Source organism: Shewanella zhuhaiensis (assembly GCF_022484835.1).
Lineage (GTDB): Bacteria > Pseudomonadota > Gammaproteobacteria > Enterobacterales > Shewanellaceae > Shewanella > Shewanella khirikhana.
Window position 1 is genome coordinate 101,166 of the sequence record NZ_JAKUDL010000006.1, and the last position, 26,768, is coordinate 127,933.

At 56.5% G+C, this 26,768-nt stretch carries 17 protein-coding genes; 7 read left to right on the forward strand and 10 right to left on the reverse strand.

Annotated features, from left to right (window positions below; genetic code table 11):
* Window positions 1-196 precede the first annotated feature (196 nt).
* From MJ923_RS16050 to MJ923_RS16060, 3 genes are all read right to left on the reverse strand, one after another.
* Window positions 197-1,144 carry an extracellular catalytic domain type 1 short-chain-length polyhydroxyalkanoate depolymerase gene (locus MJ923_RS16050; protein ID WP_240591942.1) on the reverse strand — a complete coding sequence of 316 codons (948 nt, stop codon included), beginning with the start codon at window positions 1,142-1,144 and terminating at the stop codon, window positions 197-199.
* A 126-nt stretch (window positions 1,145-1,270) separates the two neighbouring features.
* A complete protein-coding gene (locus MJ923_RS16055) occupies window positions 1,271-1,936 on the reverse strand; it encodes a CoA transferase subunit B (RefSeq protein WP_220077216.1) in 666 nt (221 codons plus the stop codon).
* Window positions 1,937-1,945: 9 nt separating this feature from the next.
* Window positions 1,946-2,659: a CoA transferase subunit A gene (locus tag MJ923_RS16060; RefSeq protein WP_240591943.1), complete on the reverse strand. Its 714-nt coding sequence runs from the start codon at window positions 2,657-2,659 to the stop codon at window positions 1,946-1,948.
* Window positions 2,660-2,879: 220 nt separating this feature from the next.
* On the opposite strand from MJ923_RS16060, the gene MJ923_RS16065 reads away from it, so the two are divergent.
* Window positions 2,880-3,680, forward strand: a complete 801-nt coding sequence (locus MJ923_RS16065; RefSeq protein WP_240591944.1) for a 3-hydroxybutyrate dehydrogenase — start codon at window positions 2,880-2,882, stop codon at window positions 3,678-3,680.
* A 123-nt stretch (window positions 3,681-3,803) separates the two neighbouring features.
* Here MJ923_RS16065 and ssb read toward each other — a convergent pair whose 3' ends face one another.
* Window positions 3,804-4,520 (reverse strand): single-stranded DNA-binding protein, encoded by a 717-nt coding sequence (gene ssb, locus MJ923_RS16070; RefSeq protein ID WP_240591945.1) that lies wholly within the window; start codon window positions 4,518-4,520, stop codon window positions 3,804-3,806.
* A 35-nt stretch (window positions 4,521-4,555) separates the two neighbouring features.
* Complete coding sequence (locus MJ923_RS16075; RefSeq protein WP_240591946.1) at window positions 4,556-5,923, reverse strand: MFS transporter; 1,368 nt, start codon at window positions 5,921-5,923, stop codon at window positions 4,556-4,558.
* Window positions 5,924-6,179: 256 nt separating this feature from the next.
* Between MJ923_RS16075 and uvrA the strand changes: the two genes are divergently transcribed.
* The 4 genes from uvrA to MJ923_RS16095 all read left to right on the forward strand — a co-directional run bounded on the left by uvrA (window position 6,180) and on the right by MJ923_RS16095 (window position 15,659).
* Window positions 6,180-9,008, forward strand: a complete 2,829-nt coding sequence (gene uvrA / locus MJ923_RS16080; RefSeq protein WP_240591947.1) for an excinuclease ABC subunit UvrA — start codon at window positions 6,180-6,182, stop codon at window positions 9,006-9,008.
* A gap of 24 nt (window positions 9,009-9,032) precedes the next feature.
* Window positions 9,033-10,040, forward strand: a complete 1,008-nt coding sequence (locus MJ923_RS16085; RefSeq protein WP_240591948.1) for a M28 family peptidase — start codon at window positions 9,033-9,035, stop codon at window positions 10,038-10,040.
* A gap of 208 nt (window positions 10,041-10,248) precedes the next feature.
* Entirely contained in the window at window positions 10,249-12,156 is a 1,908-nt protein-coding gene (locus MJ923_RS16090) for a DEAD/DEAH box helicase (protein ID WP_240591949.1), read from the forward strand.
* A gap of 134 nt (window positions 12,157-12,290) precedes the next feature.
* Window positions 12,291-15,659 carry an Ig-like domain-containing protein gene (locus MJ923_RS16095; protein WP_240591950.1) on the forward strand — a complete coding sequence of 1,123 codons (3,369 nt, stop codon included), beginning with the start codon at window positions 12,291-12,293 and terminating at the stop codon, window positions 15,657-15,659.
* Between the two features lie 88 nt (window positions 15,660-15,747).
* On the opposite strand, the gene MJ923_RS16100 is transcribed toward MJ923_RS16095, so the two are convergent.
* The gene (locus MJ923_RS16100; protein WP_240591951.1) at window positions 15,748-17,709 is read right to left on the reverse strand and encodes an alkyl/aryl-sulfatase; all 1,962 of its coding nucleotides are present in this window, start codon (window positions 17,707-17,709) and stop codon (window positions 15,748-15,750) included.
* A gap of 364 nt (window positions 17,710-18,073) precedes the next feature.
* Here MJ923_RS16100 and MJ923_RS16105 point away from each other — a divergent pair, with 364 nt between their 5' ends.
* On the forward strand, window positions 18,074-19,024 hold the full coding sequence (locus tag MJ923_RS16105; RefSeq protein WP_240591952.1) for a TerC family protein: 951 nt from the start codon (window positions 18,074-18,076) through the stop codon (window positions 19,022-19,024).
* Window positions 19,025-19,113: 89 nt separating this feature from the next.
* Here the strand turns inward: MJ923_RS16105 and MJ923_RS16110 are convergent, their stop codons facing one another.
* Entirely contained in the window at window positions 19,114-20,040 is a 927-nt protein-coding gene (locus tag MJ923_RS16110) for a dTDP-4-dehydrorhamnose reductase family protein (protein ID WP_276313133.1), read from the reverse strand.
* Window positions 20,041-20,247: 207 nt separating this feature from the next.
* On the opposite strand from MJ923_RS16110, the gene MJ923_RS16115 reads away from it, so the two are divergent.
* Window positions 20,248-22,176, forward strand: a complete 1,929-nt coding sequence (locus MJ923_RS16115) for a metallophosphoesterase family protein (protein ID WP_240591954.1) — start codon at window positions 20,248-20,250, stop codon at window positions 22,174-22,176.
* 593 nt (window positions 22,177-22,769) lie between these two features.
* Here MJ923_RS16115 and MJ923_RS16120 read toward each other — a convergent pair.
* Genes MJ923_RS16120 through MJ923_RS16130 form a run of 3 tightly spaced genes read right to left on the reverse strand, consistent with a single transcriptional unit; the run spans window position 22,770 to window position 26,533 of the window.
* Window positions 22,770-23,819: an HlyD family secretion protein gene (locus MJ923_RS16120; RefSeq protein WP_126168321.1), complete on the reverse strand. Its 1,050-nt coding sequence runs from the start codon at window positions 23,817-23,819 to the stop codon at window positions 22,770-22,772.
* A complete protein-coding gene (locus tag MJ923_RS16125; protein ID WP_240591955.1) occupies window positions 23,820-25,148 on the reverse strand; it encodes a glycosyltransferase family 2 protein in 1,329 nt (442 codons plus the stop codon).
* Window positions 25,148-26,533, reverse strand: coding sequence for a TackOD1 domain-containing metal-binding protein (locus MJ923_RS16130; protein WP_240591956.1), 1,386 nt, complete (start codon window positions 26,531-26,533; stop codon window positions 25,148-25,150). Before MJ923_RS16130 ends, MJ923_RS16125 begins: the two co-directional genes overlap by 1 nt.
* Window positions 26,534-26,768 lie beyond the last annotated feature (235 nt).

A 26,768-nucleotide genomic window follows, 5' to 3' on the forward strand; every position in this document is an offset into this window, starting at 1 on the left:
TCCTTAAAAATTAAATCGGTACTATAGTAGTATGTGTTTTCAACCAGTTGTTTTTAAAATAATTCAGTAAAATAATACAGTCATTTAACCACTGATAAAATTCAGCATCATATCAATGTAGAACCGCCAAACAGTAATAACTTTCGTATAAAGCGGATAATTCAGATTCGTTAACACCCATTTATTTTAATAAGCCCTACAACCCCCAAGACCGAATAATTTCACCAACAGTACTGATGGGTGCCTTTAATAAAAAGTCCCCTTCTATACCACCATGCGCTATTGTGGGATCCACCGCAATACCATGGCCCATGTTGTGAATTTCTATTAAGGAGACAAGCTCCTGGCTGTTAGTATCGACCCAGCGGCTTACCCGATAATCGGTGAGTTGTTCTACCCTTGGCGCAGTCTCCACACCGGATAACTGCACCCACTGCGCCGCTAGGCTATGGGCATTTTGTGGATGTACCACCGCATCTGTTGTGCCCGTCCAGATGCTGAGGGTCGGCCACTGGGCTTGCTCGGGATGTAACTTGCGCACAAAGCTAACAAGCTCTTCGGTGGATTCTGCCGGCCCTTTTTTCATGCAGGAAATGGCTTTGGTAAGGTTATCGGCACAGGGATATGGCAGGCCGGCTATCACGGCCCCGGCGCTGAAAAGGTCCGGATAATTTACCAATGCCGCGCTGGCCATGGCACCACCGGCAGACAGGCCCACCAGATACACACGTTTGGTGCCGGTGCTGACCTGCGCCTGGGTAATTATGTTTTTCAGCGATAGCATTTCGCCGCTGTCAGCCTGAGTATCCTGCGCGGAAAACCAGTTGAAACAGCGTTTTACGTTATTATCAAAACTCTGTTGTGGCACCAGCACGGCAAATTGCTTCTCTTGGGCCAGGCCAGTTAACCCGCTGTTGTCAGCAAGCTCGATACCGTCCTGTACGCAGCCGTGCAGCAATACCACCAGGGCACTGCCGGGGTTGGTTGCTGGCGTGTAGATTGACGCCGTCAACGCCCCGGGATTGGCACCAAAGTCGTTAACCGGCTCAAAGGCCTGGGCTGAAGCATGGGCCGCAACACTCAGAGAGAGACTGCAGCTTAAGATGGCCACGGCCTTACGCGCTAACGAAGAGATTTTGAGCATAAAACAGGCTCCAACGGAGAAATACAGACACTGCAAACTTGCGTAATTTGCACCCGGCTGACAATGGCACTTTAGATCCAGAACGGTCCTGACCCACGCCACAGACACAAGCATTAGCTTCCGGACTTACCCCCGCTGAAAGCTCATTTCGGGCACATGCTCAGGCACCACCAACTCACCAGCCGTGAGTTTGATAATCTCTTCCACACTCACACCGGGGGCGCGCTCCAGCAGATGGAACTTCCCATCTTTAATTTCGATAAAGGCGAGATCGGTGAGCACCTTTTTGATACAGCCCTTACCTGTCAGCGGCAGGCTGCATTGGGTGAGCAGCTTGGATTCGCCCTGTTTAGACGCGTGGGTCATGGTCACTATGATGTTGTCGGCGCCCGCCACCAAATCCATGGCGCCGCCCATACCCTTGATGAGTTTTCCCGGGATCATGTAAGAGGCGATATTGCCCTGGGTATCCACCTCGAAGGCGCCGAGTACAGTCAGGTCCACGTGGCCACCACGGATCATGGCGAACGACTCAGCGGAGTCGAACAAGGCCGCGCCGGTCGCCATGGTCACGGTTTGTTTGCCCGCATTGATAAGGTCGGGGTCGACTTCATCCTCAGTGGGAAAAGGCCCCATGCCCAGCAGGCCGTTTTCCGATTGCAGCATGACTTCCATCCCATCGGGAATGTAGTTAGCCACCAGGGTAGGAATACCTATGCCGAGGTTAACGTAATAGCCGTCTTTGAGTTCCTGTGCGACACGCTGGGCGAGTTGTTCTCTGGAAAGTGCCATGGTGAACTCCTATTGGCCTTGTGAAGAGGGACGTATGGTGAGCTGCTCGATGCGCTTCTCGAAACTGCCCTGGATCAATCTGTCGACGTAAATGCCGGGAGTGTGGATTTCATCGGGGTCCAGCTCGCCTGGCGCGACAATTTGCTCCACCTCAACCACGGTTACCTTGCCCGCCATAGCCGCCAGGGGATTGAAATTACGTGCCGTTTTACGAAAGACCAGGTTGCCATAGGTATCGGCTTTCCAGGCTTTGACGAGGGCAAAGTCGCCCTTGATGGACTCTTCGAGAATGTATTGCCGGCCGTTGAACTCTTTCACTTCCTTGCCCACGGCCACCTCGGTACCAAAGCCCGTTGCAGTGTAAAAGGCCGGAATTCCGGCGCCGGCTGCACGCATTTTTTCCGCCAGCGTGCCCTGGGGGGTCAACTCCACCTCCAGCTCGCCCGACATCATTTGCGCTTCAAAGTTGGCGTTTTCCCCCACGTAGGAGGCCACCATCTTCCGGATTTGTTTATCCAGCAGCAGAATGCCCAAACCGTATTCGGTTGTGCCGCAGTTGTTGGACACCACGGTGAGGTTTCGCGTGCCCTTGCGTTTGATTTCCTTGATGAGATTTTCAGGTATGCCGCACAGGCCAAAACCTCCGGCAATCACCGTCATCCCGTTTTCGAGTCCAGCCAACGCCTGTGCGTAACTGGTAACGACCTTATTCAATCCCGCCACAATCTGCTCTCTTACTCTGGGTGATGTGTGGCGCCTACTATCAACCAATTTTCGGAGTCGGCCTATGGTACTAAGGTCCCAAATAAAAGCCGGGCTCGTTGCTCTATTCTGGGGGCATCAATCGCAAGCCTGTCGGCCAGGATGCACGCGCCTCGCGCGCGGAAAAATGTCGGTCTGGCAGCTTTGCATCACATGCACAGAGTAACGGGAGACACCAGTGATGTCGGGTGGACAAAGGAGTTTAGAAGGCAAGGTCGGGCTTATCACAGGCTCCACCAGTGGGATTGGCCTGGCCACGGCTCAGGTACTGGCCGAGCAGGGTTGCAACCTGATATTGCATGGGCTGTTACCAGAGGATGAAGGCCAATCCCTGGCGGCCGACTTTGCGGCCCAATACGGCATTCGCACCTTTTTCAGCAATGCAGACTTGCGCCAGCCAGAGAGCATCCACCGCTTTATGGCCCAAGGCAAAGAAGCCCTCGGCAGCATAGATATTCTTATCAACAATGCCGGAATTCAGCACACCGACTCAGTGGCCGATTTCCCGCTTGAAAAGTGGAACGATATCATTGCGATAAATCTGTCGTCGGCCTTTCACACCATACAACAGGCCGTACCCGCCATGGCACAAAAGCGCTGGGGCCGGATCATTAATATCGCCTCGGTACACGGCTTGGTGGCATCGGTAAATAAGGCCGCCTATTGCGCTGCCAAGCACGGCATTGTAGGCCTGACCAAGGTGGTTGCCATCGAGTGTGCCGAGCAGGGCATTACCGTTAATTCCATCTGCCCCGGCTGGGTTGACACTCCCCTTATCAACAAACAGATAGAGGCCGTCGCCAACAGCAAAGGGCTGGACTATCACGAAGCCAGATACCAATTGGTCACCGCCAAACAGCCGCTGCCAGAAATGCTCGACCCCAGGCAAATAGGTGAATTTGCGCTGTTTCTCTGCGGTGATGCTGCCCGCGGTATCACTGGTGCCTCACTCGCCATGGACGGGGGCTGGACGGCCCAGTAACCCGGGGCCAGTTCAGCAAGAGGCCCGGGCATTGGCACTGGATTGCCCAAAAACAAAAAGCTCCCTGATGGGAGCTTTTTTGATTCTGACCTTTTGATTCAGACCAAGAGTGAATGGACTGAATTAGAACGGGATATCGTCGTCCCAGCCGTCATCCAGATCAGGGGTATAGTTTTGCTGCTGAGGCTGTGGTGCCGGGCGCTGCTGCGGTGCCTGCTGTGGCTGGTAAGCTGGAGCAGATTGCTGAGGCTTGCTCTGGTAGCCGCCCTTCTGCTGTGGCGCCTGTTGGCCATAACCACCCTGCTGTGCTGGCTGAGCCTGTTGTGGCTGCTGATAACCGGCTTGCTGTGGCTGCTGCGCTGGAGCGCTGTAGCTTTGTTGAGCGGCTTGCGGAGCTGGTGCGTATTGGTTTTGAGCTGGTGCGCTGTAACCGCCCTGAGACTGGCCACCCTGAGACTGACCGCCCATTGGCGCGCCCTGACCCTGACCCTGGTTGCGACCACCGAGCATTTGCATGCTGCCGCCCTGATCCACAACCACTTCGGTGGTGTATCTGTCCTGACCGCTCTGATCTTTCCACTTACGGGTTTGCAGCTTACCTTCCAGATAAACCTGAGAACCCTTGCGCAGGTATTCACCGGCGATTTCAGCCAGTTTGCCGAACATCACTACGCGGTGCCATTCGGTACGTTCCTGCTGCTGACCTTGGTTGTCTTTCCAGGACTCACTGGTGGCGACCGTGATATTGGCTACCGCATTGCCGTTTGGCATGTAGCGCACCTCGGGGTCTTGCCCCAGGTTACCCACCAGAATCACCTTATTCACACCACGACTGGCCATTCAATCTCTCCTGAAATTCTACGTATAAAACCGAGTTAATTTGCTGAGCCTAACACAGCTCTGGCTTCTCTTAAATCGAAATGCTCATCCACTTTGAGGTAAGCAACTTTTTCTTCAAGCACCACAATGGCTTCGGCCACTCCGGCCAATTCCGATAGCTTGCTGGCCATCTCGCGGGCCTGTTCACGACCTTCCACCTGGGCCTCGAGGGTGTAGCTCTTGAGCAGCACCGGGTTCTTCATTCCAACGGTCAACACCAGCCACAGCGCCATCAAGATCAGCGCCGCCACAAACACGCCTACGGCGCCCAGCAGCTGGAAGGCACCGCCCCCAAGAATACCGCCGCAGAAAGCGCCGAGGAACTGACTGGTGGAGTAAACCCCCATGGCAGAGCCCTTTTCGCCCACCGGGCAGAACTTGGCAATCAGGCTGGGCAGCGAGGCTTCGAGGTAGTTAAAACCGGTGAAAAACAGCAGCACCGCAAAGGCCAGCAGCCACAGGTTATCGGCAAACAGCGCCATCACGGTAAGCGACAGCATCATGATCACCAGCGCCACCTGGAACATGCCCTTGGTGTTCTTACGTTTTACGCCGATGATGATCAGCGGCACCATCAAAAAGAAGGCGCCGATAAAGGCCGGGAAATAGAGCATCCAGTGCTTTTCTTTGGCAAGACCTGCGTCCACCAAGTCCAGCGGCAACGCCACAAACACCGCTGTCAGTACCAGGTGCAGAATAAAGATGCCGGCATCGAGGCGAAACAGCTGTGGATCTTTGAGCATCCGCATCAGCTTGGCAGGTGCCGCCAGGGTGTCGCCCTTGGGCGCCTGATGCACAGGGTTTGGTACCAAAAGCTGTACAATCGCCATGCCAAGCAGCGCCAGGCCAGCGGTCATAAAGAACAGGCCGGATAACCCCAGATGCTCGGCCACCACAGGGCCGACCAGCAGCGACAATGCAAAAGAAAACCCAATGCACATGCCGATAATGGCCATCACCTTGGTGCGCTGTTCATCGCGGGTCAAATCCGCCGCCAGCGCCAACACGGCGGCGGCAATCGCCCCCATGCCCTGCAGCGCACGGCCAAAGACCACGCCATAAATGCTCTCGGCCGACGCAGCCACCAGGCTGCCGAGGGCAAACACCAATAAACCGATAAGAATAATCGGCTTACGGCCAAATTTGTCGGACAAAATGCCCATGGGGATCTGCAGCAGCGCCTGGGTTAAACCATAGGCGCCAATGGCAATACCCACCCACAGGGGCGAGAAGCCTTCGAGGTGCTGCCCGTACAGAGCAAACACCGGCATGATCATAAACAGACCCATCATTCGCAGGCCGAACACGCTGGCCAGCGAAAAGGCGACTTTTTTCTCGGTGGCGGAAAGACCGCTTGTAGCCATGACTGAAAACCTTGATTCAAGAATGCACCGGGGGCGCGCATGGTAGCACAGCGGCCATACTCCCCCAAGTCGGCGTTCCGGCGAATGGGACGCCGGAGGTGAAAATTGTCACGATTGTAAATTTGATCCCCGCCGCTGGCAAAGGAGTATTGCTGATATCGGTAAATCCCTTGTCAGCAGACAAAGGCTGAGCTGTAGTTTCAGGCGCAAATTATGCGATACTGATGGTCTTTTTTCCGGCGTTTAGAAGTGGCAGATGGACAAGATTGAAATCCGCGGGGCCCGCACCCACAACCTCAAAAATATCAACCTGACTATCCCCCGTGACAAGCTGATTGTCATCACCGGGCTTTCGGGTTCGGGCAAATCGTCACTGGCGTTCGATACCCTCTATGCCGAGGGCCAGCGCCGTTATGTGGAATCCCTGTCTGCCTACGCCCGCCAGTTTTTGAGCCTGATGGAAAAGCCCGATGTGGACCACATCGAGGGCCTGAGCCCGGCGATTTCCATCGAACAGAAGTCCACCTCCCACAACCCACGTTCCACCGTGGGTACCATCACCGAGGTGTACGATTATTTGCGTCTGCTGTTTGCCCGGGTTGGTGAGCCGCGCTGCCCGACCCACGGCCAGCCGCTGGCGGCCCAGACCGTGAGCCAGATGGTCGACAAGGTACTTGAGCGCCCCGAAGGTGAAAAGCTGATGCTGCTGGCACCCGTGGTCAAGGCCCGTAAAGGCGAGCACGTCAAACTGCTCGACAGCCTCTCGGCCCAGGGCTATATCCGCGCCCGTATCGATGGCGAGGTGTGCGATCTGTCCGATCCGCCAGCCCTGGATCTGCATGTGAAGCACACCATCGAAGTGGTGGTGGACCGCTTCAAGGTCAAAGCGGATATGCAGCAGCGTCTGGCCGAGTCGTTCGAGACCACCCTTGAGCTGTCCGGCGGCCTCGCCGTGGTGGCCAGCATGGAAGAAGGCAGCACCGAAGAGCTGATTTTCTCCGCCAACTTCGCCTGCCCACACTGTGGTTATTCCATGGCTGAGCTGGAGCCGCGGATCTTCTCCTTCAACAACCCGGCCGGTGCCTGCCAAACCTGTGATGGTCTTGGCGTGCAGCAGTTTTTCGACCCCGAGCGGGTGATAGTCTCCGATGAGCTGTCACTGGCGGGCGGTGCCATCCGCGGCTGGGACAGACGCAATTTCTATTACTTCCAAATGCTCACTTCGCTGGCCGAGCAATACAACTTCGACGTGGAAGCCCCCTTCAGCGAGCTGCCTGCCAAGGTGAAGAAAATCGTGCTTTACGGCTCAGGCCGTGAAGATGTGGCTTTCCGCTACGTAAACGATCGCGGCGATGTGGTGGTGCGCAAGCACCCCTTCGAAGGCATTCTCAACAACATGGACCGCCGCTACCGCGAGACCGAGTCCAACACGGTGCGCGAAGAGCTGGCCAAGTACATCAGTAATCAGGCCTGCAGCAGCTGCGGCGGCTCACGGCTGCGTGAAGAAGCCCGCCATGTGTTTATTGAAGATCTGAACCTGCCGACCCTGACTCACTGGTCCATCGGCGAGGCCATGGATTACTTCAATCAGTTGGAATTTGATGGCCAAAAGGCGCAGATCGCCGAGAAGATCTTAAAAGAGGTTCGCGATCGTCTGGGCTTCTTGGTTAATGTCGGCCTTAACTATCTGAGCCTGGCGCGATCCGCCGAAACCCTCTCCGGCGGCGAGGCCCAGCGTATCCGTCTGGCAAGCCAGATTGGTGCCGGTCTGGTGGGGGTGATGTACGTGCTGGATGAGCCCTCCATCGGCCTGCATCAGCGGGACAACGAGCGGCTGCTCAATACCCTGACCCACCTGCGGGATCTGGGCAACACAGTGATAGTGGTGGAGCACGACGAAGACGCCATTCGCATGGCAGACCACATCATAGATATCGGCCCCGGCGCCGGTGTTCACGGCGGTGAAGTGATTTGCGACGGCGACCTTGCCGCCATTACCGGCTGCGAGCACTCGGTCACGGGTCAGTATCTGTCCGGCAAACGCAACATTCAGGTGCAAGGCGGCCGCACCGAGATGGACCCGAGCAAGGTCATCGAGCTTAAAGGTGCCCGAGGCAACAACCTCAAAAATGTCGATTTAACCGTGCCGGTTGGCCTCTTTACCTGTGTGACCGGCGTTTCCGGCTCAGGTAAATCGACCCTGATCAACGACACCTTCTTTAAGATTGCCCACCGTGAGCTTAACGGCGCCACCGTGGATGAGCCGGCGCCCTACGATGAAATTAAGGGGCTGGATCAGTGCGACAAAGTGGTGGATATCGACCAGAGCCCCATCGGCCGTACCCCGCGCTCCAACCCTGCCACCTACACAGGTATCTTTACGCCTATCCGCGAGCTGTTTGCCGGTACCCAGGAATCACGCTCACGGGGTTATCAGGTGGGCCGCTTCTCGTTCAACGTCAAGGGCGGCCGCTGCGAGGCCTGTCAGGGCGATGGCCTTATCAAGGTGGAAATGCACTTCCTGCCGGACGTGTATGTTCCCTGCGATTCCTGTAAGGGCAAGCGTTACAACCGCGAAACCCTGGAAGTGAAATACAAGGGTAAAAACATCCACGAAGTGCTGCAGATGACGGTGGAAGATGCCCGCGAATTTTTCGATGCGGTGCCCGCCATCGCCCGCAAGCTGCAAACCCTGATGGATGTGGGTCTGTCTTATATTCGCCTCGGTCAGAGTGCCACTACCCTTTCCGGCGGTGAAGCCCAGCGGGTCAAGCTCGCCAAAGAGCTGTCGAAGCGCGATACCGGCAAGACCCTGTACATTCTCGATGAGCCCACCACCGGCCTGCACTTTGCCGACATTCAGCTGCTGCTGGACGTGCTGCATCGCCTCAAATCCCACGGCAATACCATAGTGGTGATTGAGCACAACCTGGATGTGATTAAGACCGCAGACTGGATTGTGGATCTTGGGCCTGAAGGCGGCTCCGGCGGCGGCACCATTCTGGTGGCTGGCACCCCGGAGCAGGTGGCAGAGCATCCCGTGTCCCACACGGCGCGCTTCTTAAAACCGCTGCTCAAGAGGTAACAGACGATGGCACAGGGAGGTGGCATGTCATATATGAAATGGAGTTTGGTGCTGATTAGCGGCCTGCTGCTGGCAGGCTGCAACAGCACACCCCAGTGCCGCAAGGATTTAACCCCAAACTGGGTCAAGCTCGAACAGGTTCAGGCCGACGTCAGCTATCTGGCATCAAAGGAGCTGGAAGGCCGCAAGGCGGGCTCTGACGGCTCGCTGCTGGCGCGCCGCTATCTGGCAGGCCGCTTTGCCGACATAGGTCTGCAGCCACTGGCCGCAGATTTAACCCCATACCCTCTGCCCAGCACCGGCGCTGTAAAACAAAACCAATCACCCTTTTTTCACCCTTTCAGCTTTCAGCAGCTATTTTCCAGCGTTGAAGGGGTAAATGTCATCGGCATCTTACCCGCATCCGCACCCAGCAAGCGCTGGCGGGTGGTGCTTGCGCATTACGATCATCTCGGTAAGCAGGGCTCAAAACACTTTGCCGGCGCCGATGACAATGCTTCCGGGGTCGCGGCCTTGCTGGCACTGGCCGCCCAGGCGGCGAAAGATCCGGGTCGCCCCGTCGATCTGAATCTGCTGTTTGTAGCCACCGATGCCGAAGAGCTGGGGCTGTTTGGCGCCAGGGCGCTGGCCGAGAAAATGGCGGCTCTGGGGCTTAGCCCCGAACTGGCGCTAAATCTTGACATGGTCGGCCATCCGGGTCGCCCCTACGCCATCTACATGGAAGGTGGCCGCAATTTTGCCAATCCCGATGAAATCAAAGCTGTTATCGAACGAAATGGTCTTTGTGCCCGTTTAAGCCATTCACGGCTGGAGCGGGACGGCAGCGCCGGTCGCATCAACTATTTGAAAGCCTCCGATCATTACCCATTTCACAAGGCTGGCGTGCCCTGGCTCTACTTTGGCGTACCACCCCATCCCCAATACCACACGGTGGACGATACCCCCGACAGACTCGACTTTGGTTTTCTGGCTGCAACGGCCGAAGCCGTGTATCCCTTGCTGTGGCAAGCCCTGACTCTCAGCCCTGAATAAGGCCAATTGTTAAACATTTGTCATTTTGCCCTTTTGGATACAAAACACAGCTAAAAGGGGCAAAAATGATAATTTCGTGGCCAGAGTGCTGAAAGGCTGCTATACTCTGGCGTTTTCGGATTCGGAACGGGAAATCGACACGGGGTTGGTTTTCTGGTCTGTCTAGTGAATCAACAAGCGCTTCCATGCGCACCCAAAGGCGTTATCCATGTCATCCAATGAAAAAACTTTCCGTGAACTCGGTCTGACTGAGTCCGTTCTGCGTGCCCTTGACGAGCTGGGTTATGAAACCCCTACGCCGATCCAGGCCGCCAGTATTCAGCCACTGATGTCTGGCCAGGACATCCTGGGTCAGGCACAAACTGGTACCGGTAAAACCGGCGCCTTCGCCCTGCCACTGCTGTGCAGTGTCGACGCCGAGCTGAATGCCCCGCAAATTCTGGTTTTGGCCCCTACCCGCGAACTGGCGGTGCAGGTTGCCGAAGCCTTTACCAGCTATGCCAAGCACATGAAGGGTTTCCACGTACTGCCAATCTACGGCGGCCAGAGCATGTATCAGCAGCTCCAGGCCCTGCGCCGTGGTCCTCAGGTGGTTGTGGGTACCCCAGGCCGTGTTATGGACCATATGCGTCGTGGCACCCTGAAGCTCGACTCTCTGAAAGCCCTGGTGCTGGATGAAGCCGATGAAATGCTGAAAATGGGCTTTATCGACGATATCGAATGGATCCTCGAGCACACCCCAGAGAGCCGCCAGTTGGCACTGTTCTCGGCCACCATGCCTGAGCAGATCAAGCGCGTTGCCAACAAACACCTGCGCAACCCGGTGAACATCAGCATCGCCGCCAGCCACACCACAGTTGACTCTATCGAGCAGCGCTTTGTGCAGGTTTCACAGCACAACAAGCTTGAGTCTCTGGTGCGGGTACTGGAAGTGGAAAACACTGAAGGTATCATCATCTTCGTGCGTACCCGTAACTCCTGTGTGGAACTGGCTGAGAAGCTGGAAGCCCGTGGCTATGCCGCATCGCCTCTGCACGGTGATATGAACCAGCAGGCCCGTGAGCGCGCTGTTGATCAGCTGAAATCCGGCAAGCTGGATATTCTGATTGCTACCGACGTGGCCGCCCGTGGTCTGGACGTTGAGCGTATCGGCCACGTAGTTAACTACGATATTCCTTACGATACAGAAGCTTACGTACACCGTATTGGTCGTACTGGCCGCGCCGGTCGTACCGGTATGGCAATTCTGTTCGTGACCAGCCGTGAAATGCGCATGCTGCGCACCATCGAGCGCGCCACCAACAGCCGTATCTCCCCGATGAAGGTGCCAAGCCCTGAGTCTGTGGCCGAACGTCGTCTGTCTCGCCTGGGTGAGCAGGTTGCCGGCATTCTCGCCAACGAGCACCTGGACTTTATGAAAGGCGCCGTAGCTCAGCTGTGTCAGCAGCTGGAAGTGGATACCGAGCAGCTGGCAGCCGCTCTGCTGCATCAGGTGCAGCTGGAGCGTCCGCTGCAACTGCCTGCCATGCACGAGCGTCAGCGTGACAACTTCGACGAGCGCACCGGTCGTGGTGAGCGTGGCGATCGCGAAGGCCGTGGCGAACGTCGCCGCGACAACCGCCCTCTGCCAGGCAACCTCGGCAGCGCCGATCCGCTGAAAGACAATCCAGACATCAGCATGAAGCGCTACCTCATCGATGTGGGTCGTGACCACAACGTGGGCGTGGGCAACATCGTGGGCGCCATCGCCAACGAAGCCAACATCGACAGCCGCTACATCGGCCAGATCCAGCTGTACGATGCGGTGACTACCGTTGACCTGCCAGACGGCATGCCAAAAGAAGTACTGCAGCACCTGAGAAAAGTGCGCGTATGTGGCAAGCCACTGAACATCCGTGAAGTGAGCGCCGACGGCAACGACGAGATCCCACAAAGCAGCGGTCCTGTTCCCAAGCGTCCACGCAAGCCTGCCGGTGAGCGCGGCGATCGCAAGTTCAACGACCGTGGTGGCGACCGTGGCGATCGCGGTGGTGATCGTGGCGACCGCAAGTTTGGCGAACGTAAAAACTTCGACAAGAAGCCGGATCGCAAACCACGTCGTCCAAAGGAAGACTAATTTCCTGCTGACCTAATGAAAGCCACCTTCGGGTGGCTTTTTTGTTTCCAGGGTACGGATTTGGCGTATTTTGGCTGGTGTTCTACGTTTAAAGCATCAGAACCAGCAAGGATGCATGACAAGCGGAATACTGCATGCATCACGGCGTACTATCTTTTACTTTACTGTTTTTATTGCTGTTTCTCGGCGCCTGCACGGGTGGCGAGACAGCGACGCCACTGCTCATCAACGAAGCGCCCCCCGCCGCCCCCCAGGCAGCACCTGTCACCCTGAGCCTCACACCGCTGGTTGCCGACACCCAGGTTGGCCAAACCCTGACTGTCGATGTATCTGCCGCAGTACAAAGCAATGCCGACTGGCAGCTTATCCGGGCCGACGCCAAAGATAACCTCAGCCAGGTGCTGACCAGGCAGGAAAAAGGCTTCAGCATAAAGGCAACCGCTGCCGGGCTGTCTCAGGTGGAATTTCAGGTCAGCGCCGCAGGCATGGCCAGCAGCGCCATGCTGTATGTGGCCATCAGTGCCCCGGATAATCAAGCACCGGTGGCTGCCAACAAGGCCCTGACCACTGACAGCAACACCCCGGTCAGTGTCGATTTGGCCAGCCTGATAAGCGATCCCGAGAGCGATAGCCTAAGCATTCAGTCGCTGCTGCAAACAGCTGAGCGCTTCAGTCTCGACGGCTTTGTGCTCACCTTCACCCCGGCAGGATTTGTCGGCACAGATGCGGCCAGCTATGTGGTGGAAGATGCCAGGGGGGCCCTGGCGGTGGCCCAGGTGGTGGTATCCAGCAGCGATGCCACTGTGCAAATCAGCAATACAGCGCCAACGGCCAAAGACTATCAGCTTGCGATGGACAGCGCCGAGGTCCTGACCATCGACCTCGCAGCGCTTGGCCTGATTGCCGACACAGACGGCGACAGCCTCAGCTTAAGCCTTTATGGCGGTAATGCCCGCGCCGCTGTTGATGGTCTCAGTATTCGCTATACCCCCGCAGGCTTTGTGGGCACCGAAGAGCTGGTGTACGTAGTCAGCGACAACCAGGGCGGCAGCGCCATTGCGACCATTCGGCTGCTGGTGTCGGACAATACCCCGGCCAACACGCAGCCGCTGGCCGGCGATCTGAACCTGAATTTCTCGCTGGCACAGGTGCAGGCATCCGCAAGCCAGGCCATAGATATCAGCGCCATTGTCAGCGACGCCGACGGTGACGAGCTGACCCTCTCCAGCCTTTACGGCAACCTGAATCCGGCACTGATAAGCTCAGCGCTGACCATCGATTATCACGCCTCGGCCGATACCGCCAATGACAGCCTGGTGTATGTCATCAGTGATGGCCGCGGCGGCCTGGCGCAGGGCACGATAAACATTGCCATTGCCAATACAGCACCGACTGCACAGGCGATAAGCGCCAGCGTCGATCCCTACGCCGGTGGCAGTATCGGCATCGATTTAAGCCTCTACACCTCTGACTCCGATGGCGATACATTAACGCTGTCGCATCTGGACTCGCCAACAACGCCGTCCACCTTAAGCGCCTCGGGACTGATGCTCACCTTTACCCCCAATGGCTACGTAGGCACCCAGTCGCTGCGCTATGAAGTCAGCGATGGCCAGAAGTCGGCTACCAACCTTCTCACCCTGGTGTCCGCCTCCACTGCCAGTCTCAGTGCCAATGACATCAACCTTGCTGCCATTGCCATGGATGCCGGCCAGCAGAGCATCGATGTGTCTGCCTATGTGTCCAACAGCAGTGGTCGCAGCATGCGTCTGGTCTCGGTCAGTGGCGCCGGCTTTGGCACCACGGCCCTGTCGGCATCGCCGCTGACGTTCTACTACACCCCGAGCGATATCAGCTATGGCGATGAAACCCTGACTTACCGGATAACCGATGATGAGGGCCATTTTGCCGAGGCCGATATCAGTCTGACCCTGGATCCACCCGCTGATCCGCTGATATCTTCCCTGACGCTAAGTTACGCAGGCACCGTTACTGCCACTCTCAGCTGCAGCGACTGCGATCATCCCACCAACAGCAGTTATCAGTTTGAAGTTGATGGTCTGCCGGTCAGCGGCAGCGGCAATCAATACAGCCCTCAGGGCACAGACAAAGACCAACGCATCGGGGTTATCGCCACGGTGAGAAACCGCTACTGTAATGCCGATAATACCGGCGTAAACGGTGGCAATGCCTGCCGTTTCGAGCGCGGCCAAACCATCATTGAAACCGCCTATCCCAGCTCAGTCACCTCGTCGCTGCGGGCCCACGCGACCCTGAAGAGCGATGGCACAGTGCTCTGCTGGGGCAACAGTGCCAATGGTGGCGATTGCAGTGTCATTCAGAGCGATTTGGTAGATGTTGCCTCCATTGCCCGTACCGATTGGGCCTTTGCGGCGCTGAAAAACGATGGCACTGTGGAGGTGTGGGGTAATACCCTCTATGGCGGCGACAACTCGGCCGGCGCCAAGGCGCTCAGGGTCGATGTAGCCCAAATTTATGGCAATGAAGTGGCCTTCGCCGCGGTGAAAAACGATGGCACAGTGGTGACCTGGGGCAATGTTGGTGACGGCGGTAACAGCGCATCGGTGCAGTCCAGCCTTACCGACGTTGAGCACATCAGCGCCAGCGCCCGCGCCTTTGCCGCCCTCAAAGGCGATGCCAGCGTTATCAGTTGGGGCAATGCCCTCTATGGCGGTGACAGCAGCGCGGTGAGCGCCAGCCTGGTGTCAGTAAAACAAACCCAAGCCACCCTGTTCGCCTTTGCCGCGCTTAAATACGATGGCACTGTGGTGGCCTGGGGCGATGCCTCCAATGGCGGCGATGCCAGCGCTGTGCAGCCGCAGCTCATCAATGTGGCTGCAATCTATCCCAACTGGCGCGCCTTTGCCGCCGTTAAAGCCGACGGCAGCGTAGTCACCTGGGGCAATTCGCTCTATGGCGGCGACAGCAGCAGTGTCTCGGCCCAGCTGACCAATGTGGTCAGCATCGCGCATACCACCCACGCCTACGCCGCGCTGAAAGCCGACGCTACCGTGGTCACCTGGGGCGCCGCCAGCATTGGTGGCAACAGCGCGGCCGTACAGGCTCAGCTTATCAATGTGAAGTCCATCGCCAGCACCCAGGGCGCCTTTGCCGCCATCAAAGACGATGGCTCAGTGGTCACCTGGGGTTCGGCCGCTGCCGGAGGCGACAGCTCGGCCGTGCAGACTGAGCTCACCAATGTGGTCAGCATTACCGGCAACGAAGGCGCCTTTGCCGCCCTCAAGGCCGATGGTTCAGTGGTCACCTGGGGGAACGCGGTCGACGGCGGTGACAGCAGCGCGGTTGCGGGCCAGCTGGTGGCAGTCGAAAAGCTCTATGCCAACAGCCGAAGCTTTGTTGCCCTCAAAGAAGACGGCTGTTTGATCAGTTGGGGCGATGCCACCCGGGGCGGCGACAGCAGTGCCATTCAGTCGCAAACCCTGTCGGCCACCACGGTTTACACCGAACTCGCCATGCCCTGATGCCAGTCAGACGTCAGCTGGCTTGCACCATAAAAAAGCCCGGCACAGGCCGGGCGTTTTATTGGCTGATGCAGCGTTCAGACTTTGATTATGGCGTCACTATGTTGAACCAGAAATTGAAGTTATCCAGCATGCCGGTGAACTCCTTGAGGCTCGCTTCACTGCCGATCAGGCTCACCTTGCCAGCCTTCACCATGTCATCAATGCTGCCCTTGCCGAGCTGAATATCATCCAGCACCACCTTATCGAGCGTCACCGACACATCGCTGGTTTTACACTGACGCTCGGCATAGTTGAGCACGGCATTTTTCACATTCAGGCAGAAATCACGTTTAAGATCCTTAAAGCGAATTTCCAGCGTCAGGTTCTTACCGGCGGCTTTATCGCTGTTGAGGCGCACCGCAAAGTAATCAAACACCATCTCTGGGGTCATAGCGCGGATAATGTCAGGGCTGGCGGTATTTACCCCGCCCGAGGTTGGCACCCCGTTTCTGAGCTCAAACGCCCCCTGCAAATACACTGAGCGCCAGGGGCCAGACTCGGCCTGATAACCCAGCTGCTCAAAGCTGTCTGCCAGCAGATTTTTGGCCTGGGTGTTTTGGGGCTCGGCAAACACCAGCTGTTTCATCACTTCGGCCACCCAGCGGTACTCGCCCTTATCGAAGTCGGCTTTGGCCTTTTTCAGCATGGCCGCGCTGCCGCCCATGTAGTCGACGTACTTTTTAGCAGCATCTTCCGGCGGCAGATTATTGAGATTGGCAGGGTTGCCGTCGTACCAGCCCATGTAACGCTGATACACGGCGCGGGAGTTGTGTCTCAAGGTGCCGTAATAACCGCGGGTCGCCCAGTTGCGCTCAAGCTCCGGCGGCAGCTTGATCATCTCGGAGATCTCGCTGCCAACATAGCCCTGGTTCATCAGGCGTACAGTCTGATCGTGGGTGAATTTGTAGATATCGCGCTGTTTTTCCATGTAGTCGACAATCTTGTCGTTACCCCACATCGGCCAGTGGTGGCTTTGAAATTTCACTTCCACACCGGGCATAAAGTTATCGATGGTTTCGTTCAAAAAGCCGGACCATTTGAGCGCATCCCGTACCTGGGCACCACGCAGAGTGAGAATATTGTGCATGGTGTTGGTGGTGTTCTCGGCCATCCACAGCGCCTTGAAATCAGGGAACAGGGTGTTCATTTCCGCCGGAGCCTCAGTACCCGGAGTCATCTGGAATACCATTTTCACGCCATCGATATTCAGCTCTTCGCCAGTCTTTTTGATTTCGATGGTCGGCAGCAACAGCCCGGCAGCACCTGTGGAGGTGGTTTGCCCAAGGCCGCCATTGACACCGCCCTGCGGATTACGGGGCAACAGGGCGCCATACATGTAAATAGCGCGGCGGGACATGGCATTACCGGCAATCACGTTTTCGCTGACTGCGTGCTCGGTAAAGTGCTCCGGGGCGATAATGGCGACCTTGCCTGCGGCTACGTCGGCTTCACTCACCAGGCCGCGCACCCCGCCAAAGTGATCCACATGGCTGTGGCTGTAAACCACGGCTTTAACCGGAAACTTGCCGACGTTTTCGCTTATCAGTTCGTACGCCGCCTTGGCGGTTTCGGCGGAGATCAGCGGATCGAACACAATCCAGCCGGAATCCCCCTTCACAAAGGTGATGTTGGATAAGTCGTAGCCGCGCACCTGATAGATACCCTTGGTGACTTCAAACAGGCCATGGAGCATGTTCAGCTGGGCATTACGCCACAGCGACGGGTTAACCGTGTCAGGCGCGGCGGCATCCTGGGTAATGTAGGTTTTGTACTGCTCCAAATCCCAAACAGGTGCGCCACTCTCTGTGGTAATGGTCACTTTGGCCGGTGCAGCGATAAAGCCCTTGCGGGCATTATCAAAATCTGACTTATCTTCAAAAGCCAGGGCATCCTTTACCGCCTGATTGATGGCTTTGGTCGATGGGGTTGCAGGCTTTGGTGCCTCGGCCGCCGCAGTTAACCCGGTTACACACGCCAGCAGCATGCCCATGCCGATCCGCATATCCATAATGCACTCCTTAAATGATTGAAAACAGGTGCTACGGCTAACCTGCATCTGTTCAGACTAGCTCAATAGCTGCTCCCAACAATCGCCTGAAGGTGCTACTTTTTTAACCACAATGTAGCAAATTGCAGCCTTCGGACTATTTTTCATCTGGCCTCTGGCGCGGCCTGTTCGGCACTGTTAAAGTAGGCGCCAACAAGGGGAGTAACTTCTCGCTGGTTTGTCGTCATGACGGTGCTTTGCACCCGGCAACCAGGCAGCCATGGGGGGCTGTAAGTGAGACCTTGCCGACGGGCAAGGTGTATCTCCAATTCAGAGCAGCTTGTGCCGTCCGGTACAGGCTGTTTTTGTTTTTGGAGCTTTACTCATGGAAACCTGGTGGTTATGGGCCGCATTCGCGGCCATAGTGCTGACCCTCTTGTGGGTCGATATCAAATTTGTGGGCGGCAAGAGCCATAAAGTCTCGATGAAAGAGGCGCTGACCTGGTCGTTGGTGTGGTTTGTGGTGGCCATGGCGTTCAATGCCGGTGTTTGGGCCTGGTTCGATTACTCGGTTGGCCGTGAAATTGCCAACGACAAGGCGCTGGAATTCCTGACGGCCTATGTAATTGAAAAAGCGTTGGCGGTGGATAACGTCTTCGTTTGGCTGATGATTTTCTCTTACTTTGCCATTCCGCCCGAGCTGCAACGACGGGTGTTGTTGTACGGGGTGCTTGGCGCCATTGTGATGCGTGCCGGCATGGTGTTTGGCGGTATCTGGCTGATTAATCAGTTCCACTGGCTGCTGTATGTGTTTGGCGCCTTCCTGGTATTCACCGGCGCCAAGATGCTGCTCACCGCCGATAAGGAAACTGACCTTTCCACCAATCGTGGATTGATTTGGCTTCGCAGCAAAATGAAGCTCACTGAGCATCTCGAAGGTGAGCGCTTCTTTGTATTGCGCGAAGGGGTTAAGTACGCTACGCCGCTGTTTTTAGTGCTGATTTTGGTGGAGATAAGCGACCTTATTTTTGCGGTGGACAGTATCCCGGCCATCTTCGCGGTGACGACCGATCCCTTTATCGTACTGACCTCCAATATCTTCGCCATTATGGGCCTGCGAGCCATGTACTTCCTGCTGCAGGGCGCGGCCGAGAAGTTCAGCCTGCTGAAATACGGTCTGGCTATCATTCTGGTATTTATCGGCTTCAAGCTGATGCTGATTGATGTGTTCCACCTGCCTATAGGCATCGCCCTTGGGGTGGTGGCAACCATATTGGTGGGCTCCATGCTGATGAGCCTGTGGGTGAACCGCAATAAGCCCACCAGGTTTGAATAACACTCAGCCGTGGCTGGATTGTGAGAGATGTGCAAAAGGGGCCTAATGGCCCCTTTTCATTGACGGTAATATGTCTATTCACCGCAAGCTTAGTTGCCAGCCCTGGCTAGCGCTGCCGCCGATGCTGCAAGCGCTTCGGCCGCCGCCACTTTGAAAGGCCGGGTCTTCAACAGCCCCAGCGCCTCGAGCCGCTTGCAGCTCAAGGTACAATCCTTTGGCCGTTTGGCGGTATCTGTTGGACTCGACTGTGCAATCAAATGGCCGCTGTCTTTACCCAACACCTCAGCCAGTGCCACTATCATGCCGTGCTTGGTCATGGTTTCGGCGGCACTGAAATGATAAATGCCGCTAATGGCCTCGCCCGCGAGATGCTTGCCAATCATGCCATCGATGGCATCGGCAATATCCACGGTGGAGGTAGGTCTGCGCACGGCCCAGTCATCCACCCCTTGTTTTTGATAATCCAAAAGCTGCTCAATCAGCACCAGCACCGCCGACTCGCTCAGGCGCTCAACTTCACCATACAAAATGGGCAGCCGTAAAATGGCAGACTCAGGGAGCAGGCGCGTGACCGCCTGCTCGCCCATCAGCTTGGTTTCACCGTAAAAATTGACTGGATTGGGCGCGGCATCTTCCGCATAGGGCGCCTCAGTGCCATCGAACACATAGTCGGTGGAGATATAAATCAGCCAGGCGCCACAAGCCTTGGCGGCCTGACACAGCGCCTCGGTGGCTGACAGATTCAGCGCCTTGGCTGCGTCCGGGTTTTGCGCTGAGACATCGGGTCTGCGCTCGGCGGCGCAGTGCACTATCACCTGGGGTGCAATCTCGGCCACCGCCGCAGCCACTGCGTCGGCATCGGTTAAGTCCAGACGGACAATGCCTTCGGCGGCGCGGCTGAAGCCTGTGCCTGTGACTGTGTGGCTGGCAGACAATGCCCTGACCACAGCGCGGCCAAGCAGCCCTGTAGCACCCGTTACCATGATGTTTGCCATAAACTCCCCTATGAATCCCATTTACTCAGGGAAGGTGCGAACAAGTCGTCGCACCTTCCTTAGACAAAGAATGGCCAAAGCCTAGCATGGCAAGCCCAGCCTTTACATCAGCTTACGATTAAATACCCCGGGGCTCTTGTGGCCGCAGCAGGCTTTTTTTACCCTTGAGGCAGTATTTGTTCGCCGTCAGTCAGGCGCGCCGCATCGAGGTATTCTTAAACCACATCCATGGACAGCAGCCAAGCACCACTCTCACTCCCAACTCTGATTGCCGGCCCTATTGTTCGTCACTGTGATCAAAACACCCTGACACTCTGGCTGGTCAGCTCGCGCCCCCTGAACGCCCCTACGCTTACCCTGAATAGCGAAAATTATCAGCCACATATTGATGAAATCCCTCTGGGTGAGGCGGCCTGGATGTATCTGCTCAGAGTCACTGACGACGAGCTGCTGCCCGAAGGTAAGCGCATCAGCTACGATCTTGTCGAGAGCGACCACAGCCTGCTTGGTGAACTCGATGGTCTGACCTATCCCGGACACGACCTGCCCAATCTAATCCCGAGCCGAAATATCCATTCGCTGCTCCATGGCAGTTGCCGCAACCCACACCACCACAGTGGCGATGCCCTGGTGGCCGCCGACACCCTGTTGGCCGAAACCAATACAGAACGCCCGGCGCTGCTGATGCTAAGTGGTGATCAGGTCTATATCGACGATATCGCCGGTCCCATGCTGTATGCCATCAAGCAGGTGATTGAATTACTGAAACTCCGCCAGGAAGACTTTGTCGGCGCGCCGCTGACTGGCAGTGACGAGATTGATTACACGCCCGCCAACATGTACCAGAGGTACAAAGGGCTGTTGCCCCACACCCAGTACCCGGCCAAAACCGCACTGTGGCGCTGGTATATCAATCATCCAATTTTCACCTCTTCCATTGCCGACAACCATCTGGTGAGTTTTGCAGAAATGTCGGCGTTGTATTTGCTGGTGTGGTCGCCGGAGCTGTGGCAGCTGATTGATATTCCAAAATCACCTCAGGGACTTGGCGGCAAACGCCTTACCCAGTGGCAAAAAGAGTGGGATCACCTGCTGGCGTTCAGGGCCGGGCTTGCTCAGGTCAGGCGCCTGATGGCCCACCTGCCCACTTACATGATTTTTGACGACCACGACATCACCGACGACTGGAACCTCACCGCCAAATGGGAAGAGGCTGCCTATGGTCATGCCTTTTCCAAGCGTATCATCGGCAATGCCCTGCTCAGCTACACCCTGTTTCAGGCCATAGGCAATGCGCCGCAAAAGTTTGATGCGGTTATCGCCGACCTGAAGGCGCTGCTGGCGCAGCCGCGGCTACAGGCCCAGGCACAGGGTGCCTCCAGCGAGGATGTGTCCGCAGATGAGAGCGCATCGATAAGTCAGGATGACTTGATACACAAGTTGCTGAGATTTGAGGACTGGCATTTTCATCTGGATACCAGCCCCAGACTGGTAGTGCTGGATACCCGCACCCGCCGCTGGCGCAGCGAGTCCAATCTCGCCAAGCCGTCGGGCTTGATGGACTGGGAAGCCCTGATGGACTTTCAGCAGCAACTGATTGGCCAGGAGAAGGTGATAATCGTCTCGGCTGCGCCCATGTTTGGCGTCAAACTGATTGAAGCTGTGCAGCGCACTGCGACCCTGCTCGGCGGCTCATTGTTGGTGGATGCCGAAAACTGGATGGCGCATCCCGGCGCCGCCAGCGCCCTGCTGTCGATGTTTATGCATCGCAAAACCCCGCAGGAGTTCATTATTCTCTCGGGGGACGTGCACTATTCCTTTGCTTACGATGTGCGTATTCGTTTCCGTCACGCCAGCCCCAATATTTACCAAATCACCTCCAGCGGCATTAAAAACCAGTTTCCTGAAAAACTGCTGCCCTGGTTCGATAAACTTAATGGCTGGCTCTACGGCTATTTCTCGCCCCTTAACCTGCTAACCAAACGCAAACGCATGCTTATTCGTGGCCGCAGGCCCAATGGCGAACGCAGCAAACGGCTGGTCAATCAAAGCGGTATTGGTCTGGTACATCTGTCAGATTCAGGCGCTCCCAGCCGTATCGCGGTGCTACATGCCGACATGAGCGAGACTGAGTTCCTGCCGCCTCGGGAGCACTGACAAGGCCGCCTTAACACTCTGAAGTAAGCGATGGTCCAATAAAAAAGCCCTGCAATGCAGGGCTTTTTTCGACCTATAGGGCTTATGCCTTTGGCGGAGGTGGCAGGCTCACGGGCGTGGATGAAGCGCCACTGCCGGGGGCCGGAGTACGCTTCATTGGCTCAGCGCCGGCTGGGGGAGGCAGGGGCGCGTCCGGCGATGGGATGCCAGAACCCTGAACCTCTTGTGCGATATTCCCGGTGGTGTCTGAAGCCATCTTCTGCGCCGTCTCTGCAGCACTCTTTAAATCCGTCTGTACAGCCAGCTGCGCGGTATCGGTTGTTGCAGTAGATTGCGCGGGTACTGTTTCAGTTCCTGACGTTTTGGCTTTGTTGGCTTCGGCTGTCGCTAGCGGCTCAGAAGCTGCTGGCGCCTTATCGGTTCCGCCCAGCTGCCAAACCGCCAGCCCCAATAAAGTTGCGGCTGCCAATGCCAGTATCAGCTGTGTGCTTTTCATTATCTTCCCCATCTGCTGTGTCGATTTGCTGTTTCTATTCGCTAAGGGAAGCTTACGGCCACTGGCACACTTTATCAATGGATATTGTATTCAAAACTTAAAAGCGATCGAAACTCACTTCAACCGGCACCCCTTCCACCGCCAGTGGCAAGGCATCGTCAGGGGTCAGCGTGACCTTGAGCACCGGCTTTTCACCGTCGAACGGACCAGACAACTGCTTGGGCAGCTTACTCACCAGCTCTGTGGGTTCTTCCACCCGGCCACGGAAGCTGTCGCCGTTGGGCAACCGAATACTGGCTTCCTGCCCCAGGCCTGCATAGTCGAGGTATTTGGGGTCAAGGTAAGTCACCACCACAGGATTGGCGCGGCCAGAAAGCCACAGCAGCGGCCGCTCCAGTGCCAACTGCTCACCCACCTGTACCTGAATATCGGCAACCCGCGCATCGTAAGGCGCACGTATGGTGAGCTGTTCACGCAGCGCTTTAAGGCGCGACAGCTCCAGCTCCATCCGCTGACGGCTTTGGGTAACCACCCCTGCCTGGCGGGATTCCTGCTGACGCTGCTGCTCCATAATAAGCTCGGCCCGGGCCTGCTCCAGCGCCATTTTGGCCGAAGTGTGCGCCTGCATCACGGCCGCCATATCGGCGGTAGGCACCACGCCTTTGGCTCGAAACTTCTCAAACTGGGCCAGTAATTCGTCCTGACGTTTCACCCCTTCATCGGCGACACGGATTTTTTCGCTGAGCTGACTGCTTATCTCGGCGCCCAAATCACGAAACTGCTGCATCTGCGCCAGCTGTCGCTCCAGCCCCTGAATTTGCGCGTCCAGCGCCGGGTCTTTCAGCACCAGCAGTGGCTGCCCTGCACTCACGGCATCGCCACGCTTTTGGTATACCGCGTTGACCATGCCCGCGGCCGGAGAGCGCATCTCCAGTGGCTCGCTGGTAACAATGCCGGGGGCCAGCACAAACAGCCATGGCTTCAACAAAAACCACAACACCAACAGCACTGGCGTGATCACCAACGCCAGCAGCAAATACCAACGGCCGCGATAGCCACCGCGCTTGGGCTTGTCGTAGTTCACCTTTACGCCGGACTCCTGGGTAGGCGCCTGCGCCTTGTCCGACGGACTGTAACTCACCTTCACTTAAAATCGTCTCCCGCGCTTCATCACCCACCAGGGCGCCATGGAACTCTCCTCATGGGAGCGGCGCACCACTTCGTTGAGAAGCGCAAATGCACATACAAGCCGCATAAACAAGGCATAAAAGGGGTACACGGGCAACCACACGGCCAGCTTCCAATCCAGGGAAGGCCGCTCCGAAATTGCCAGCAACACCAACAAATAGAAAAACACCAAAAAGCCCAGATAGAACACGTAAATCGTCATGGCTATCGAGGTCAAAAACTGCCAGGGATAGGCGAGCATCAGCCCCACCCCGTAGATCACAATCACAAAGGGCATCAGTACATTTTGCAGGAAGCCGTACAGTAATGTGAATAAAAATGTGCCTGTGCCCAAGAGTTTAGGGGTAAAAGCAGGCCAATGCTTACGGAAATACAGAAATAGCAGGTCGCCGTCCCAGCGCAATCGCTGCAGTACCAGGGTTTTCAGATCCGGCGGCGCGTCTGTGTGGCCAATGGCCAGGGTTGCAAAGGGAATATGCCACTCGGGGTGGCGGGCAAAGTACTGCTTGAAGCGCAGGGTCAAGTCCAGGTCTTCGGCGGTATGGGTATCCCAGCCACCAATCTGGATCAGCAGTTCGCGCCTGAAAGCACCAAAAGCGCCCGAGACATTGTTGAGCAGATTCCACTGACCAAGGCCGGTTTTACCACCCTGCATCGAAATTAAGTATTCGATGGCCTGCATTCGGGTCCAGAAGCTGTCTTTAACGTTACGTACCCGCAGCGCGCCGCCCACAGCGGGCACGTGGGGGTCTTCAAAATAGGGCACTATGGTCGACACCATGTCGTTATCAAACGAGGTATCGGCATCGGCGTTAAGCACCAGCTCGCCTGTAGCAACACTCAGCCCGGCATTGAGGGTCGAAACCCTACCGCCCCGTTGCCACTTGGGCAGCACTATCACGTTGCGCCCCGGTCGCGACAGCTCCCGGCTAGCCTTCATCGCCACCTGATAGGAGTGGTCGTTTTGCACTGCGCCATCCACCACGGCGATAATTTCCATCTCGCCGTCATAAATCTGCTCCACAAAGGATTCTATGGTCGAGCGCACCGCCTCGCCTTCGGCGTAACAGGTGATAACGCAGGACACCTTAGGCAGGTAGGACGACACCTTGTGCGGCTGCATATATTGCTGATAATAAAAGCGTAAAATACCCAGCACCACCATCAGCATCAAGGGCAGTTCATAGCAGAGGATCAGCGGAACCAGATACACCAAAAAGCTGCGGTGGGTGCCCAGCTGATGCCAGACATCCGCCAGAATGTACTCAATGGTATGCAGCTCACTCATCAAAGCTGCGGCGCCCCGGCAAGCGCCTGTGCCAGCCATTCATCAATGGCTGGGCCAGTCTCAGCAGGCAGCGACAGCGCCCGCAGACGCACCTCTATGCGGCTGCCTTCCTGCAACTCTTCCATTTCTCTGAGTTTGTCAGCCACAACCTGAACGTGGGACACCTCGGTATAAGGCAAAAACAGCAGCAACCCCTGGGCGGTGTAATTACTGCAGGCGTCGGTAACGCGAATAAGCCCCTTGAGCCGCTCCATCATGGCATCCAATCGGGCAAAGCCACGAGTTTCGCCTTCGGCCTTGAGAAAAGCCTCCAGATTCAGCATCTCAATCGACATCAGCGAATGATGGTGACCATGACGCTGTGCCAGTTGATTTTGCCAGTTAACCAGCCACAGAAACTGGCCCTGAGTCATGCGCTCGCCGGGCACCATTTGAAACAGGTTTTGCAGTGCCCCCTGACGCACCAGCGCACGACCGGCGGGGGTAAGCCGGAAACTGTGAATATTGCGTACCTTGAGTCTGTCGAGCTGGGAAGGCGTAGAGCAGTGCAGACAGTGGGCCTCGACACTTGCCTCCACAAACAGGTGGTCGCAGCTGTTACAGCCCTGATTTTCAATGGGACGATCGTAGTCCACTCCAATGTGCCTGAGCTGAGTCAGACAATTGGGGCAACCCAGATTACCACTGCGCAAAAAGTCATCTTTGGCGCCCACATGGCCACAGTTGAAACAATGCAGACTGCTGCGATGCTCGATATCGAGGCTGCGACAACGGGGACAAACGTCGATGTAATTCAGGTGGCCCGAGTCGCAGTGCGGGCAATAGCGGGTGCGGTTGTAGAGGCGCTTGGGTTCAATCCAGCCCTTTTGCTTGAGACTGTTAAGCCAGGCAAAGACCTCCTGGCTGTCCATGCCCCAGGCTCTCAGCAGCGGGTAATCGTAAAGCTCGGGCCGTGACGGCACCGCGTGGGGCGCCAGTGCCGAGTCGGTCAGCCACAGCCAGCACAGCAGCTTGAATTCAGGGTCATCGCCATGGGCCAGGCGCATTTGTTCGAGGCGCTGCTCATGCTCGGTGCAGTGTTCTCTGAATTGGGAGTCAAAGACACCGTTGGCCAAAAACGGCGACAGCGCGCTTTCGTGCAGCACAAAAATAAGCGACAGCGCTGTGGCACTGTTGCCACGCAAAAGCCGCAGCGCCGCATCCTGCTCTTCAGCCGGCAAAGCCAGCACTATCATGGTGCTGTTGTTGCCCTGACGGCTTGCCTCGTCGGCACAGGAAAGCTCAGCAAACCAGGGGTGCCATGGCTGAGGTTCGCGGGGGCCAATCCAGATAGCATGACCGTGGGGCAGCTCACTCGGCGCTGATGTGATGGTTGCAATAGACATAGTTGGATACCAAAGAAATGATGTCAGCCGTCAACCGAAATCAAACACCTTGATATTGCGTGGGGAAAATCCATTTCCTAAGCCGGACAACGACGGGAATTAACAGCCAGCCTACACCGTGCAAAATGTTACGTCTAGTTACAATATTAGCACAATGTTCTGTAAGAAAAGGATTTAATGCCTGATTAACAAAAGGGCCTCCCACCCGCCATGGAGTTAGCCAAAGCCCATTCAC

Coding starts and splice junctions, on each gene's coding strand:
- uvrA (WP_240591947.1), top strand. CDS start 6,180: ATGGACAAGATTGAAATCCGCGGGGCCCGCACCCACAACCTCAAAAAT.
- MJ923_RS16075 (WP_240591946.1), bottom strand. CDS start 5,923: ATGGCTACAAGCGGTCTTTCCGCCACCGAGAAAAAAGTCGCCTTTTCG.
- MJ923_RS16100 (WP_240591951.1), bottom strand. CDS start 17,709: ATGGATATGCGGATCGGCATGGGCATGCTGCTGGCGTGTGTAACCGGG.
- MJ923_RS16055 (WP_220077216.1), bottom strand. CDS start 1,936: ATGGCACTTTCCAGAGAACAACTCGCCCAGCGTGTCGCACAGGAACTC.
- MJ923_RS16065 (WP_240591944.1), top strand. CDS start 2,880: ATGTCGGGTGGACAAAGGAGTTTAGAAGGCAAGGTCGGGCTTATCACA.
- MJ923_RS16115 (WP_240591954.1), top strand. CDS start 20,248: ATGGACAGCAGCCAAGCACCACTCTCACTCCCAACTCTGATTGCCGGC.
- MJ923_RS16105 (WP_240591952.1), top strand. CDS start 18,074: ATGGAAACCTGGTGGTTATGGGCCGCATTCGCGGCCATAGTGCTGACC.
- ssb (WP_240591945.1), bottom strand. CDS start 4,520: ATGGCCAGTCGTGGTGTGAATAAGGTGATTCTGGTGGGTAACCTGGGG.
- MJ923_RS16130 (WP_240591956.1), bottom strand. CDS start 26,533: ATGTCTATTGCAACCATCACATCAGCGCCGAGTGAGCTGCCCCACGGT.
- MJ923_RS16050 (WP_240591942.1), bottom strand. CDS start 1,144: ATGCTCAAAATCTCTTCGTTAGCGCGTAAGGCCGTGGCCATCTTAAGC.
- MJ923_RS16085 (WP_240591948.1), top strand. CDS start 9,033: ATGTCATATATGAAATGGAGTTTGGTGCTGATTAGCGGCCTGCTGCTG.
- MJ923_RS16125 (WP_240591955.1), bottom strand. CDS start 25,148: ATGAGTGAGCTGCATACCATTGAGTACATTCTGGCGGATGTCTGGCAT.
- MJ923_RS16090 (WP_240591949.1), top strand. CDS start 10,249: ATGTCATCCAATGAAAAAACTTTCCGTGAACTCGGTCTGACTGAGTCC.
- MJ923_RS16110 (WP_276313133.1), bottom strand. CDS start 20,040: ATGGGATTCATAGGGGAGTTTATGGCAAACATCATGGTAACGGGTGCT.
- MJ923_RS16095 (WP_240591950.1), top strand. CDS start 12,291: ATGCATCACGGCGTACTATCTTTTACTTTACTGTTTTTATTGCTGTTT.